Origin of the sequence: Colwellia hornerae (genome assembly GCF_007954355.1) — a bacterium.
In the GTDB taxonomy this organism is placed as follows: Bacteria; Pseudomonadota; Gammaproteobacteria; order Enterobacterales; family Alteromonadaceae; genus Colwellia_A; species Colwellia_A hornerae.
Genome location: NZ_VOLR01000001.1, coordinates 277,826 through 293,404, shown reverse-complemented (window position 1 = coordinate 293,404; position 15,579 = coordinate 277,826). Strand labels below are relative to the sequence as shown.

Genomic DNA, 15,579 nt, shown 5'->3' with positions numbered 1-15,579 from the left:
CAGGAGTCGAACCTGCGACCGGAAGTGGTTAGTTTCGTAGCCGCTATTGTATGCTTGATCTCCAGCAAATTAAATAAACTATCACTTTATTTCAGACGAAAAAAAACCAATCCGAAGATTGGTTTATCTCTGCTTTACAGCAAATGTGGTGGGCGCGGCAGGAGTCGAACCTGCGACCGGAAGTGGTTAGTTTCGTAGCCGCTCTTGTATGCTTGATCTCCAGCAAATTAAATAAACTATCACTTTATTTCAGACGAAAAAAAACCAATCCGAAGATTGGTTTATTTCTGCTTTACAGCAAATGTGGTGGGCGCGGCAGGAGTCGAACCTGCGACCGCCTGGTTCGTAGCCAGGTACTCTATCCAGCTGAGCTACGCGCCCACATTAAACGTTATTTACTATCTTGTTCGAAGATAACACCGATTATTTTTATAAGCGTTGGTATTTGCTTAACAACTCAACATACATCCTAAGGATGACAGTTAAATTTTTTAGGTGCTATATTACAAAAGAAAAAAACCAATCCGAAGATTGGTTTATCTCTGCTTTACAGCAAATGTGGTGGGCGCGGCAGGAGTCGAACCTGCGACCGCCTGGTTCGTAGCCAGGTACTCTATCCAGCTGAGCTACGCGCCCACATTAAACGTTATTTAATATCTCGTTTAAAGATAATATCTATTAATTTTATAAGCGGTGATATTTGCTTATTCCACAATTCAATAAAGAAGAGTGGTGGGCGCGGCAGGAGTCGAACCTGCGACCGCCTGGTTCGTAGCCAGGTACTCTATCCAGCTGAGCTACGCGCCCTCACATGAACTATTTTTTATATCTTAGTCTAAAGATAGCAAATTACTTTGCGTTTATTAATTTTATCAAAGTTACCTTTAATAAAAGTAATGGCGGAGAGCGAGAGATTCGAACTCTCGAACGGATTTAAAGCCGTTACTCCCTTAGCAGGGGAGCTCCTTCGGCCACTCGGACAGCTCTCCATTTTTACTTCTTTACTGTTGAGTTCTAATGCGTATTTAAAAATACACCTTAGATAAGACTCTCTATCAGGCTACTAGCCAGATACTCCCTTAACAGGTGAGTGTCTTCAACCAATCGGTCACATCTCCAGTGGGTGCGAATACTAATGGATCGAGAAAATAAGTCAACAATATTTTCTATTTTTCTGTACTTTTAAATCTGTTTGCCGAGAATTCAATCAACAAGGCTATTTTTCAAGCTCAAAAAGATAATTATCATTAAATTAACGCTAAATAAAATTAACGTGAACCATTAAAAAAGTCGGCAATTGCCGACTTTTTTTAATGAAGGTGGTCAACAAAGCTAAAATTTATTACCTGTTTCTGCTTCGCTACTGTCACTTCCTGTTTTTTCTGCTTGTATACGCATGTAAATTTCTTCACGGTGAACAGATATTTCTTTTGGCGCATTTACACCAATACGGACCTGATTACCCTTTACACCCAAAACAGTGACGGTAACTTCGTCACCAATCATTAACGTTTCACCAACCCTACGAGTTAAAATTAACATCCTAAATATCCTTTATGTTTAAAAGCCAGTCCACTAAAAAATTATAAGCTAGTAATAAATTTAGTTTAATTTTGGTAAAAGTACATAATAAAAATTAAAAACTTTGTAAAAAATAGTTACTTAAGTTCACTAAGACCCAGTTTTACTACTATTTACAAAGATTTTATTACCACGAGTGATAATCACTTATTAACTTTGTACTTATAACCAATATTGGCATTCTAGCAAGCTTATTCAACCAATAAAGTGATTTTTTGCAAATAATTATAACTATTTGTTATTATTAATATTCTAGTTGACGTATGTTAACTACGTATTAACAGCTAAGTAACCTAATTGGCTATTTAAAAGATTTACCCACAAAAAAGGAGCTAAAACGCTCCTTAATGAAATATATTAGCTTAATATAATATTACGATAACTGGTCAGTTAACCATACTTTCGCTGCGTCTAATGCCATTGGTAGATTCTCTGGCTTGCTGCCACCAGCTTGTGCCATATCTGGACGCCCACCTCCTTTACCGCCGACATGCTGAGCTGCGGCATTGACTAAATCACCCGCTTTTACCTGTCCAGTGAGATCTTTCGTTACACCAGCGATTAAACCTACTTTTCCGTCTGATGCTGTGCCTAATAAAATGATACCTGAGCCGATTTTATTTTTAAGTTCATCCATCATGCCGCGCAGCGCTTTAGACTCAACACCGGCTAAATCAGCAATAAGTACTTTTACGCCATTAACATCTATAGCATCACTGATTAAATCAGAACCAGCTTGGGCCGCTACTTGCTGTTTGAGTATTTGAATTTCTTTTTCGAGCTGCTTGCCGCGACTAATTAATTGCTCAACTTTCCCTGGCATACTCGCCACATCAGATTTAACCATTGAGGCAATTAAGCTTAGATTTGAACCTTGTTGCTCAGTAAAAGCAAGTGCACACTCACCCGAAACAGCTTCTATACGACGAACACCTGCAGCTATACCTGATTCTGACACTATTTTAACAAAGCCAATATCGCCAGTACGCTCAACATGAACACCACCACAAAGCTCGGTAGAAAAGCCACCTAAAGTAACAACACGGACTTCATCGTCGTATTTCTCACCAAATAAAGCCATCGCGCCTTTTTCTTTAGCCTCATCTATCTGCATTAAGTTGGTTTCACGAGATAAGTTATTACGTATTTGTTGATTAACTAGACGTTCAACAGTTTGTAACTCTTGCGCGGTAACCCCTTCAAAGTGGGAAAAATCAAAGCGTAACTTTTCAGCATCACATAACGAACCTTTTTGCGTAACATGTTCTCCCAGTACACTGCGTAATGCCGCATGAAGAAGATGAGTAGCGGTATGGTTTTTAACGATAGCTGCACGTCGCTCAGTATTTATTTCAGCTTTTACCAGTCGATTTAAGCCGACATTTACTCGAGCAATGCCTTTATGAGCAAAGGCATTGCCCATTTTGGTGGTATCGAGTACTTCAAAAACACCGTCATCAATATGAAGAATGCCTTGGTCTCCTGCTTGGCCACCCGATTCTGCATAAAAAGGTGTTTTATCCAAAATAACAATGCCCTGCTCGCCTGCTTTTAATTCAGCAACCGACGCTTCATTATTGAATAATTCCACAATCGTTGCGGAGAATTCATTACGGGTATAACCTTTAAACTGTGTGTTGTGATCAGATTTAAGCTGGTCGTTATAGTTAGAACCGAACTGACTTGCTTGCTGAGCACGTTCGCGTTGAAGGCCCATCGCAATATCAAAACCATTGTGATCGACTTTCAATTGACGCTCTCGGGCAATATCTGCAGTTAAATCAGCAGGAAAACCATAGGTGTCATAAAGCTTAAAGGTATCGTCACCTGAAATAGTGTCGCCTTTAAGATTCGCTAAGATATCTTCAAGTAAGAGCATGCCGCGATCTAGGGTACGGCCAAATTGCTCTTCTTCGATACGTAATATTTTTTCAATAACCGCTTGTTGGCTAATAAGCTCAGGATAGGCTTCACCCATTTGCTTGCCTAATGAGACAACTAATTTATGAAAGAAGTGTGCTTTAGCTTCTAATTTATGACCGTGGCGTACGGCACGTCGAATAATACGACGTAATACATAGCCACGACCTTCGTTAGACGGCATAACACCGTCGGCGATTAAGAAGCTACATGAGCGAATATGATCGGCAATAACACGTAAAGATTTATGTTCTAAATCATCACATTGCAATAACTCAGCGGTGTCTTTAATTAAACCTTGAAAAATATCGATTTCATAATTGCTATGCACGCCTTGCATTATCGCTGAAATGCGTTCTAAGCCCATGCCTGTATCAACAGAAGGCTTTGGTAAGTTTTCCATGGTTCCGTCAGCATGACGGTTGTACTGCATGAAAACTAAGTTCCAAATTTCAATAAAACGATCACCATCTTCATCTGGTGAGCCAGGAGGTCCACCAAAAATATTTTCACCGTGATCATAGAATATTTCAGAACAAGGTCCACATGGCCCCGTATCACCCATTGACCAAAAGTTATCTGACTCGTACTTTTTACTGGGTGACTTATCACCAATACGAATGATTTTATCTACCGGAATACCTATTTCGTCACGCCAAAAAGCAAAGGCTTCTTCGTCACTGTCGTAAACAGTCACTAATAGCTTTTCTTTGGGTAAGGCTAATTTGACGGTTAAAAATTCCCAGGCAAAACGTATAGCGTCTTCTTTAAAGTAATCACCAAAACTAAAGTTACCTAACATTTCAAAGAAAGTATGATGGCGCGCGGTATAGCCAACGTTCTCTAAATCGTTATGTTTACCACCAGCACGAACACAACGTTGAGATGAGGTTGCACGGGTATAACTTCGGCTCTCTGCCCCTAAAAAAACGTCCTTAAAAGGAACCATACCGGCATTGGTAAACAATAATGTCGCGTCATTACCTGGAACTAATGAACTACTTGGCACAATTTGATGTTGCTTCGAAGCATAAAAGTCTAAAAAAGTCTGTCGTAATTGTGCACTAGTTTTAATCATGGGAATGTTCACTCTCTGAAAAGTTAATTCTTGAATTTATTCGTTTAATCGCTATGAGTATATTTAATCAGTATCATGATTTCATCAGAAGAGAAACCTCGAGACTGCATAAATCGAATGCGTTTTACTTTATCTTTTTGGTCTTTAATTGTACTTTCTCCAAAGCGTTTATTATACGCAAGCTCGGCTTGAAGATACCAATCAATTTGTTGATTTTTACTCAGTTCAACTATAATAGTATCGCAAACACCTTTTTGTTCCAATTCATTGCTAATATAAAGCCAACCATAACCTTTATTAAGACGGCTACCAAACAAACATTCGGCAAAACGTTGGTCACTCAAATAGTTTTTTTCAATGAGAAATTCAAGCACTGGCGTAATTTCATCTTCACTGTGTTGACGTAATTTGAGTTTTTGCATTAACTCTTCATAAGAATGCTCGCGACGAGAGAGGATACCTACCGAACAATGTAAGATAGCTTTGTTCAATATTCCATTACCTTTAAAGACATTTTATGCATTATTTTACCTTTAAATTAGCAGATAATCATAGTGTTCAATTATTTGAATTTCAGATAAATAATAAGTTTTTACTTTGAGTGAATAATCACGCAGAATAAGTTGCTATAAGTAAGCGTTAAGTTTGTAGATAAACAGCAAAATAAAACAGGGATCTGTATGAAGGTATGTTTTAAGAACCTCAGTCAAATTTTTACCATTTTTTGTATGACATTATTGCTTTCTGCCTGCGGTGGTTCTAATGATAAATCAAAAAATTATGCCATAACTGCTGATGTTTCAACAATTAGTTTTAGCAATGAGATAATTACTGAGTTTAAAGATTCAATAACGGTTAAGGTTACCTTTGCCGGCGATGGTTTATTAGTGGGTTATGCCCCTGACTCTCAACCCGTTGGCTGGCTAGCCTTTAGAACTGAAAACCTCACCGCTAATTCCGCCACTATTCATATTGATTTAACTCAAGCTGACCAAATTAATATTGGTGAATACGTCACAAAATTGCGTTTTTCAACTGGCGAACTCTCGGATAATGGCGCGACCTTAGTTCATCATGACATCAACGTTTCATTACTTATTTGGCAAGCCAATATAGATACTGAGCTGGTCAGTTTTCGTGGCACCTTTGGTGATGTCAGTATTCCTAGCCAAACAATAGCCATTACTAGTGAGAGTAATGACTGGCAGTTAAGCAGTGATATTGATTGGATAACTTTTGACATCTCTTCAGGCTCAGGTGATGCAACCGTCACTATTACCCCCAAGATTACCGGTTTTACTGCCGCGCAGTTATCAAGTGGAAATATTATACTCACCGAAACAACAACCGGCGATACTAAGCTTATTCCCGTAGAAGTCGGTTTAGATAATCAGTATTTATATACCAACCAAGCCAGTTTAGCTTTTACGTCAACCACTAATATCTCAGCACTTGAGCAAACGATAAAAGTGAATACCAACACCAGCGCGGTAATTAATTGGCAAGCAAGTTCCGCCGCAACTTGGTTAACCTTAACAAAACTTGATAATGACTTTCTTAAGGTTGTCGTAGATATTAATGCCATGCCAGCCGCTGCGATAAGTCAAACTGAAATAACCATTAATGCCATTGAAAATGAGGTTGTTATTGGTCAAACTGTGCCGGTATCATTATTTCAAAGTTCTGAGCAAACACAAACCAACGTTATCGCGGACATAACCGCAAATAGCGATACCGTAATAGCAGCACCTAACCTGCCCTACTTTTATCTTGGCTCAGCAAACAACTTACTGGTTTATCAACAATACAGTGGTGAGTTAGTTGCAACAATTGCTGTTGCTCCTGAAAACACTGAACTGGAGCAATTTATTGTTCACCCTGATGGAAGTAAATTACTAGCAAAAGCGCTGGAAACTATTATCAATGAAGACGAAACCACCACTGAAGTTGTTCATCGTTATAATATCAATTTAAACGATTATAGTTTTACTGAAATTGCAGCACCAACCATAGAATTTGAACCAAGCCGTTATGTGAAATTTTCAGGTCGATACTTTATTGTCACCCAAACTCTTGAATACGCTAATGAAGATTTACAGCGTTTATTTTGGGATCGTGAAAATGTATTTTTCACCTCATCCATTGACCAAGCCGCTGAAACAGAGGCTTTGTATGCGCTAGATTCCCCAACAGCAACCTTAAAACGTTATAGCGCGACAATTAATGATTTTAGCCAAGATAAAATCACCACCACCTTAACCCATGAATATAAGCCGGAACTGTTAGCTGAGGGCGATAGTATCTCAAGTTTTGTTGTTAGTAATGATGAAACGGCGCTTTACCTTATTAGCCCGACCAGTGAACACATCAGCTTTGATGGCAGCGTTTTTACTGATCAGGGTTTACTGACCCAAGCAGACGGTGCAACAACCTTGTTCGTTGAAAAATCGAACAACAATCTTGCCCATTATCTTCGTTTTGTTCCCGCTAGCGGCTTTGTAGTTAATGTTTACAACCAAGCATCAGCGCTGACTGCTACCATTGAAACTCAGGGACAACAGCCCAGCAGTATTGATCTTTCAGCAGACGATAAACGCTTGTTAGTTAACGCTACAAATAGCACTCAAATAGAAATAGTGACTTTAGCCCAGTTTGATGTGTCGGCAACTCAGTTATCCTTTAATACCACTTTTGGTAATACCAGCGTTGCCAGCCAAGAAGTAGATATTTCCGGTGTCAGTGATTCATGGCAAGCAACAGCAGATGTTCCCTGGTTAGCTTTTACCCAAACAACAACTGACGAGAGCAAAACGCTTGTTATCTCTATTGATGCAAATGAAATCAGCGGTTGGGGTTTATTTACCGGTATTGTTACTATTACTGACCCAGAGACTGGTATCAATGTACAAATAGTGATTGAGTTAGCGGTTGATGAAATAAGATTATTCAGTGACGCTTCTGCGCTTACCTTTACCTCACAAGCCGACAAATCAACGCTCAGTCATACGGTAGATATTCTTACCAATAAAACCAGTACGGTGACTTGGCAAGCACAAAGTAATGTCGATTGGTTATCTTTAACGGTTGATACCGTTAATAACACTCTAGCGATCACTGCCGATCCGAGCAAAATAGCCACTAACGGTTTATATTATGGTGAAGTCACCCTATCACCAGTCAACAGCACTGAAAGCGTCAATGGTACGATAAGAGTCAGTTTTGAAAAAGGCGATTTTGACACCAGCAGTGTCAGTGAAATTGTTATCCCTGATATTACACCTAATAGCTCAGCTGTGGTATTAGACCCACTTCGCCCTAATATTTATATCGGCCAAGGTGATGTGATAAAAGTGTTTAATATCATTACTGGCGCTGCAATAACAACAATTAATTCACCACTTGCCGGTGTTGATTTAACCAATTTAGTTATTCACCCGGATGGCTCACTCCTGTTAGCTTCGAATAGTGAAAATTACAGCGATGAAAATGGACAGCCACAAACGCGTATTAATCATTATCAAATAAACCTTAGTGATTTCAGTATTAACTTACTGCCAGCTACTGACATAGATCTACAATTTAGACCTAAAACTATCGCGATGATCGCGGGTAAAGCCATCGTTATCAGTCAAGCGTTAGAATATGCAAATTTAGCCTTAGCGGTGCAGTTTTGGGATAGAGAAAACATCTTCAATTCGCCTATCATCTATGACGTACCGGCAAGTAATAATGTCCTTGCCTATAACGCTAATACCTCAGCATTAATGCAATACACTTTAGCGTACAATGCATTTACCCCTGAAAGTGTCCAACAAATTACCAGTAATGAAAATATTAATAACGCTTATAGTGGCGTTTTATCAAATATAGTAACCAGCAGTGATGGTGCAGATATTTATACAGCGAGTACCACTTCAGAGTGGACGACTTTTGATGGTACAAGTTTTGCTGACCAAGGCGTTTTACGAGCGAGTATACGAACCGTTAACGTCGCCATTGACTCGGCTAATAATAGTTATTTTTATCGCTTCGATAGCTCTGGCTTTTTTCTTCTCAGTAAATACGATAAAAACCAACAGGCGCTATTTACCGTCGGTTATACCGCAGGCTCTATTGATAGTTACCTATCGCCTAGCTACCAACGTATCATTCACTATAATGCGTCATCATCAAGCTTAGTACTTGATTATATTCCTGATTAAGCACTAATAGACATTACGCTTACTTGATCCCGTGCTGACACGGGATTTTTATTTACCCTGATCTGTACTTATTTATTTTGCTGTGTACTTCACAAAACACTCAAGGTGAAACGAACAACTCAACAATTCAGCTTTTTTAACCGGTTACTCACCGTTTATAATCGTGCTGCACCTTGTAGGTTGGCTAAGGGCAACATAGAATAAATTCATCAACTTTGTCGATACGGTATTAACAAAGTCATTTAATTGTCTAAAATTTTAATAAAGGTCATTTATGAAGAAGCGCTTATTAGCTCCGCTTGCTATTGCTATCGCATTAGCCGGTTGTCAGTCGAACGACGATAACAAAAATAAAATTGAAGAAAGTCAGCAAAAAACGCAACAAGCTGATCATGTGAATCCATTGTTCAGCGCATTTACTACGCCACACGGTATGCCACCTTTTGATCAAATTAAAAAAAGTGATTACTTACCGGCATTTGAACAAAGCATTAGTGAAAATAAAGCAGAAATTGCCGCCATCGCCAATGCGATGAATGAAGCAACATTTGTAAATACCATTGAAGCTATGGAAAAGTCGGGTGACTTTCTCAACCGAGTCAGCAATGTATTTTACGGTTTAACTGGCTCAATGTCTGACGAAGAAATGCGCAGTATTGCCAAAGCTGTTTCGCCACAACTATCAGCATTAAATGACGACATTAATCTTAATGCGAAATTATTTGCCCGGGTAAAAGCGGTTTATGACAAAAAAGATCAGTTGAACTTGCAAGTAAACCAATTAACCTTACTTGAAAAAACCTACAAAGGTTTTGTCCGTGGTGGTGCTAATTTATCAGACGCTGACAAAGTAAAATTACGCCAATTTAATACGCAATTAAGTCAATTAAGCTTAAAGTTTGGCGAGAATTTATTACACGAAACTAATAGCTTTGAGATGGTAATTGATAACAAGGCAGATTTAGACGGTTTACCTGACGATATAATTGCCGCTGCCGCTGTTACGGCAACCGATAGAGGCCATGACGGTAAATGGGTGTTCACCACACATCGTCCGAGCAAAAATCCTTTCTTAACTTATGCAACTAACCGTAAATTACGTGAAACTTTATATAAAGGTTACACCATGCGCGGTAACAATGACGATGCCTTTGATAACAAGAAAATTGCTGCAGAAACAGCAAGTCTACGTTACCAAAAAGCACAGTTATTAGGTTACAAAACTCACGCCCATTTTGTCCTTGAAAATGCGACGGCTAAAACACCTGAAAACGTTTTTGGTTTATTAAATCAAGTATGGCCAGCCGCTTTAGCAAGAGCAAAAGAAGAGTCAGCCGATATGCAAAAATTGGCTAATTCAAAAGGGGCTAAAATTGAAATAGAAGCTTGGGATTGGTGGTACTACGCAGAGAAAATTCGTAAAGCACGTTACGACATAGATGCGGCAGAAACTAAGCCATATTTCTCGCTTGAAGGGACTTTACAGGGCATATTTTTCACCGCAGAGAAATTATGGGGCGTAACCTTCAAAGAACGCGACGACTTACCTAAATATCATCCAGATGTCCGTACCTTTGAAGTTTTTGACAAAGACGACAGCTATGTGGGTATTTACATGACCGACCATTACGTGCGCGAAAGTAAACGTGGTGGTGCTTGGATGAGCAGCTTCCGTAAACAACACCGTATGTATGGTGAAGACGTTACCCCTATTATCTACAACGTATTGAATTACCCGCGTCCAGTCGGTGATACGCCAACATTATTAACCTTTGACCAAGCATCAACTCTATTCCATGAATTTGGTCATGCTATTCAAGGGCTATTGTCTAACGGCTATTACCGCTCACAAACGGGCACAGCCTTACCACGTGACTATGTTGAATACCCTTCACAAGTTATGGAAAATTGGATGACAGAGCCAGAAGTATTAGCTAACTTTGCTAAACACTATAAAACAGGCGAAGTTATTCCGATGGCGTTAGTTGATAAAATTCAAGCCTCAGGAAAATTCAATCAAGGTTTTGGTACCACTGAGTACCTTGGTGCTGCTTTACTTGATATGAGCTGGCATTCTTTAGAAACAGCAGAGCTGCAAGATGCTGCTGTATTTGAGAAAAAAGTCTTGTCAGAAATTGGCCTGATCAAAGAAATATCCCCTCGTTATAGAACCGGTTACTTTTCTCATATATTCTCTGGCGGTTATTCATCAGGTTATTACGGCTACATTTGGTCAAATATCTATGATGCAGATACTTGGTTAGCGTTCAAAGAAAATGGCATATTCGATGAGAAAACTGCAGATTTATACCGTAAACATATCTTAGAGCCCGGTGGTAGTGAAGACCCAGCAGTAATGTACCGTCGTTTTAGAGGTCAAGACCCTAAAGTTCAACCTTTGCTTGACCGTCGTGGTTTAACAACAACTAAGTAACGTTAACAACGATATTTTTTGTACTTGTTATTAAAGACCCTGTCATGCTGATGCTGAATTAATTTCAGTATCAGCATGACAGTTTCAGTATCGTTTACAGAATAATTTTCAACGTTTATTGGTATTGTTGATAGCTTTCATAATGTAATCATAATAATATTTATTTCTAAATTCTGTACAGCTCACTAAAGTTAACACCTTATTATGAAGTCAAAATCTGCTGTATTACTCATATTGAAAGGCTTTATAAAAATGAGCGTTAGTTTCAATAACTGTAAAATAAAGCTCTCGCTGTTTTTATTTTTTATTCTCCTGCTCCCCTCCTACTTTTCATTGGCTACTGTGCAATCGACTCGGTTTGATCGGCTATCTATTGAAGATGGCCTGCCACAAAGTGACGTTGCTCATATATTACAAGACAAACAAGGTTTCCTATGGGTAGGTACTTCCAACGGGTTAGCGCGTTATGACGGCTATACATTCAAAGTTTTTAAGCATAGTGGTAAAAATCACAACTCACTAACGGGCAACGTGATTCGAACTATCTTTGAAGATAAGAATGCTAACCTATGGATAGGAACAGAAGTTGGACTTAACCATTTTAATCCAAGGACTGAACAGTTTAGTCACTTTCGTCACAATGCTAATAACCCGCAAAGCTTAAGTCATGATGTTGTCAATGCTATTACTCAAGATCGCTCAGGCAACATCTGGGTTGGCACTAGGGGCGGAATTAATCGTTTTGATGCACAAACAGGGCAATTTAGTCATTATAGATATGATGTCAATAATCCAAACAGTTTAAGCCATGATAATGTCTGGGCAATATTAGAGGATAATAACGGCGAAATTTGGGTAGGCACTCAGGCTGGTCTTAGTCGCTTTGATGCAAAAACCAAGCAATTTTCTCATTACCTCTACAACGAGAATGCCCTCAATAGCATAACTGAAGGAACAGTTTGGTCAATAATTACCGATAAACAGAATAATCTTTGGATGATTACTGAAAACGGCTTGAATCGATTTAACCTGCAAACTGAGCAATTTACTCATTACCGCCATGAGGTTAATCATTCTAATAGTTTAAGTGATGGAATAATTTTAACATTAGCGGCTGATAAAAACGGTAATCTTTGGATTGGGACAAGTCTAGGATTGAATAGACTGAACCTTAAGACTGAGATTTTTACCTATTACCGTCATGAAGAGGCCAATATAAACAGCATAGGCTATGGCGGTATTATGGCTATCTTAGAGGACAGAGAAGGTAATATTTGGTCAGGAACTAACAAGGCGGGTCTTAGCCGCTTCAACCCAAAAATAGAACAGTTTGGTCATTACCGTCGAGATATCCTTAACCCCGCGAGCTTAAGTAATAATTGGGTTGCTGCAATCGTTGAAGACCAGCAAGGCAATCTTTGGGTGGGTGTTGATTCAGAAGGTATTAATCGTTTTAATAAAAAAACTCAGCAGTTTGAGCATTATAGTATAAATAAAACTAGCCCAGAAAATGTAAGTAATAACTGGGTTAACGCAGTAACTAAAGATTACCAAGATAATATTTGGTTTAGCTCTAGGAATGCATTAAATAAATTCACCCTCAAAACTGAAGCATTCAGTACTTATCGGCATAGTTTGGATAATTCAGAAAGCTTAGGTATCCAAGCAATAACTGAAGACAGCCAAAATAACCTTTGGGTAGGTACAACTAAGGGCCTTGATTACTTTCTCACTAAGACTGCAGTATTTAAGACGTATCAGCATAGTGAGGTTAATTCAAACAGTTTAAGCCATAACCATATTTTAGCAATAACTGAAGACAGCCAAAAAAATCTTTGGGTGGCTACTGCTGAGGGCCTTAATTATTTTAACCCTAAGACTGAAGTATTTACTCATTATCGTCATGATATGGCTCAACCAAACAGTTTAAGTCATAATTATATTACCTCAATAGCTTTAGATGCAGAAGGTAACCTTTGGGTAGGTACCATGAATGGTTTAAACCTAATGGATATGAAGTCAGGCGAGTTCATATCGTTTAACGAAGAGGATGGGTTACCTGATAGCACCATTTATGCGATAGAAATCGATGACCAAGGTTTTTTATGGCTGAGTACCAATCAAGGCTTATCTCAATTTAACCCAAAATCTCAAACGTTTAAGAACTATGATGTCGGTGATGGCTTACAAAGTAATGAATTTAATGCCGGCGCTTCTTATAAAAGCGACAGTGGCGAGTTGTTTTTTGGTGGTATTAATGGTTTTAATCGGTTTTATCCTGAGAAGCTAATTCAGGATAACAATAAACCTGTGGTCGTCTTCACCGAAATGCTGTTGCTAAATCAATCAGTCGCCATTGATCCCAATAAAAAACACGAAACAAACAAGGTAAAGTCTGATGATGATAGCTTTGTTTTGGACAAAGGCATTCATGCAACATCAGCAATCACTTTAACCCACAAAGAAAATTTAGTGGCGTTTGAGTTTAGTGCTCTACATTTTTCTGCCCCAAAAAAAAATCAATATGCATACAAGCTTGAAGGTTTTGATGACAATTGGATAATGACCAATTATAAAAATCGCCGAGCAACGTACACAAATCTACCTGATGGTGAATATTTACTAAGAGTAAAAGCAAGCAACCCTAATGGTATTTGGAATGAAGAAGGTGTTTCTCTTAAAATAACCGTGCTGCCACCGTTCTGGAACTCTTGGTGGGCATATACTTTATATTTCATCTCATCTTTAATAATATTAGTCTTTTTTGTTAGGGCTCATCAAAAAAAAGCAATTTTTGAACGTGACCTTATTAGACAATTAGAGCATCAAGTGTTCACACAAACGGCTTCAATCAAACAAGAGTCGAAAAAAGTTATTAAAGCAAATGAAGTTAAATCTCAATTTTTAGCGAATATGAGCCATGAAATAAGAACGCCTTTAACCTCTATTATTGGCCAAACTGAAGCGATATTACATGGTGACATTGATAACAGCGCTGATGGCATAAAAGTTATTTATAATAATAGCCTGCACTTATTGAGCTTATTAAATGACACGCTAGATTTAAGCAAAATAGAGGCAAATAAATTTGAATTAGAAGTAACCCCCTTAGATCTCATACAAATATTTGTCGACATTAAAAATATATTTTCAGAACAAGCAAAATCTAAAGGTTTAAATTTTACCATACACCATAGCTTGCCCTCGCCTTTTATGATCAATATTGACGGATTTCGTTTAAAACAAATCCTTATTAATCTTTGTTCAAATGCGATTAAGTTTACTGAAAAAGGGCATGTTGCTATTGAAATACACACGCAACACTATAGTCATATTAACGAACTAACCTTCAAAGTTCGTGATACGGGCATAGGTATCAGTGATGAACAATTAAGAAGAGTGTTTGACGCCTTTACGCAAGCAGATACCAGCATTAGTAGGCGCTTTGGTGGTTCAGGTTTAGGGTTAAATTTATCTGAAAAGTTAGCCGATTTCATGGGTGGAATAATTGACGTTGAAAGTAAGCTAGGTCAAGGCAGTGTTTTTACCTTAATTTTACCTTTCACGCCAACGAGCGAAACAGCTATTGTCAAAGAATTCAAAGTAACAGAAAAGACCTATAGTGGCGTTATATTATTGGCCGAAGACCATGATGATAATCGGCACTTAATGACTCGATTACTAACCGGATTAGGTTTTGAAGTGTATACCGCGACAAATGGCTTCGAAGTTATAGAGTCTTATTTTAAAAACAAACCCGATTTAATATTACTTGATATTCAAATGCCAAAAATGGATGGTATAGAAGCGATAAAAATCCTCAGAGCTAGGTCCTGTGAAATACCGATTATTGCATTAACAGCAAATACCTTAGCCAAAGAGTTAGAACAATATTTAACACTAGGGTTCAATGGATTTCAAGCTAAGCCTTTTGAGCGACAAAATTTTATTAATACCATAGCTAAATATTTTGAAAAACCTATCAATAACAGCCGCGAAGAAAATAGCTCGCTGACAGATAACAGTATTGATATATCTGATTTAGTTGCCAAATTTGAAGTGGGTTTAATTGCCGAACATAAAAACTTCATATTGTTAGACCGAGAGAATGACATCGAAACACTCGCCAAACAAGCACATAGATTAGCCGGAGCCGCACAAATGTTTGGTTATACCAACATAACACGAATCGCCATGAGTTTAGAGTCGAGTATCAAGAGAAAAAATGAAGCCGATATCAAAGCTATCACTAAAGAGCTTATTGCAGCGTTATTAACTGTCATTAACAAAAGTGACCGATAAAGTTTATCTTCATGTTATTTGTTAACTAATTTGGGTCAAACTGGCTGGGTTATCTGCAGCAT

General features: G+C 38.3%; 6 protein-coding genes and 4 tRNA genes. 3 read left to right on the top strand and 7 right to left on the bottom strand.

The features are described 5' to 3' along the window. Positions 1 to 304: 304 nt before the first annotated feature. The 7 genes from ESZ26_RS01155 to ESZ26_RS01125 all read right to left on the bottom strand — a co-directional run bounded on the left by ESZ26_RS01155 (position 305) and on the right by ESZ26_RS01125 (position 5,070). Positions 305 to 381, bottom strand: a tRNA-Arg gene (locus ESZ26_RS01155). A 178-nt stretch (positions 382 to 559) separates the two neighbouring features. After that, a tRNA-Arg gene (locus ESZ26_RS01150) sits at positions 560 to 636 on the bottom strand. Between the two features lie 94 nt (positions 637 to 730). Then, positions 731 to 807 (bottom strand) — tRNA-Arg (locus tag ESZ26_RS01145). 90 nt (positions 808 to 897) lie between these two features. Then, positions 898 to 989, bottom strand: a tRNA-Ser gene (locus ESZ26_RS01140). A gap of 343 nt (positions 990 to 1,332) precedes the next feature. After that, positions 1,333 to 1,542 carry a carbon storage regulator CsrA gene (gene csrA, locus ESZ26_RS01135; RefSeq protein ID WP_070375981.1) on the bottom strand — a complete coding sequence of 70 codons (210 nt, stop codon included), beginning with the start codon at positions 1,540 to 1,542 and terminating at the stop codon, positions 1,333 to 1,335. A gap of 412 nt (positions 1,543 to 1,954) precedes the next feature. After that, positions 1,955 to 4,579 (bottom strand): alanine--tRNA ligase, encoded by a 2,625-nt coding sequence (gene alaS, locus ESZ26_RS01130; protein ID WP_146796351.1) that lies wholly within the window; start codon positions 4,577 to 4,579, stop codon positions 1,955 to 1,957. 44 nt (positions 4,580 to 4,623) lie between these two features. Next, positions 4,624 to 5,070: a regulatory protein RecX gene (locus ESZ26_RS01125; protein WP_146796348.1), complete on the bottom strand. Its 447-nt coding sequence runs from the start codon at positions 5,068 to 5,070 to the stop codon at positions 4,624 to 4,626. Positions 5,071 to 5,259: 189 nt separating this feature from the next. On the opposite strand from ESZ26_RS01125, the gene ESZ26_RS01120 reads away from it, so the two are divergent. The 3 genes from ESZ26_RS01120 (at position 5,260) to ESZ26_RS01110 (ending at position 15,517) form a co-directional block, all read left to right on the top strand. Next, positions 5,260 to 8,781: a BACON domain-containing protein gene (locus ESZ26_RS01120; RefSeq protein ID WP_146796345.1), complete on the top strand. Its 3,522-nt coding sequence runs from the start codon at positions 5,260 to 5,262 to the stop codon at positions 8,779 to 8,781. A 274-nt stretch (positions 8,782 to 9,055) separates the two neighbouring features. After that, positions 9,056 to 11,215 (top strand): M3 family metallopeptidase, encoded by a 2,160-nt coding sequence (locus ESZ26_RS01115; protein ID WP_146796342.1) that lies wholly within the window; start codon positions 9,056 to 9,058, stop codon positions 11,213 to 11,215. 252 nt (positions 11,216 to 11,467) lie between these two features. Continuing rightward, complete coding sequence (locus ESZ26_RS01110; protein ID WP_170246277.1) at positions 11,468 to 15,517, top strand: hybrid sensor histidine kinase/response regulator; 4,050 nt, start codon at positions 11,468 to 11,470, stop codon at positions 15,515 to 15,517. Positions 15,518 to 15,579: the final 62 nt, after the last annotated feature.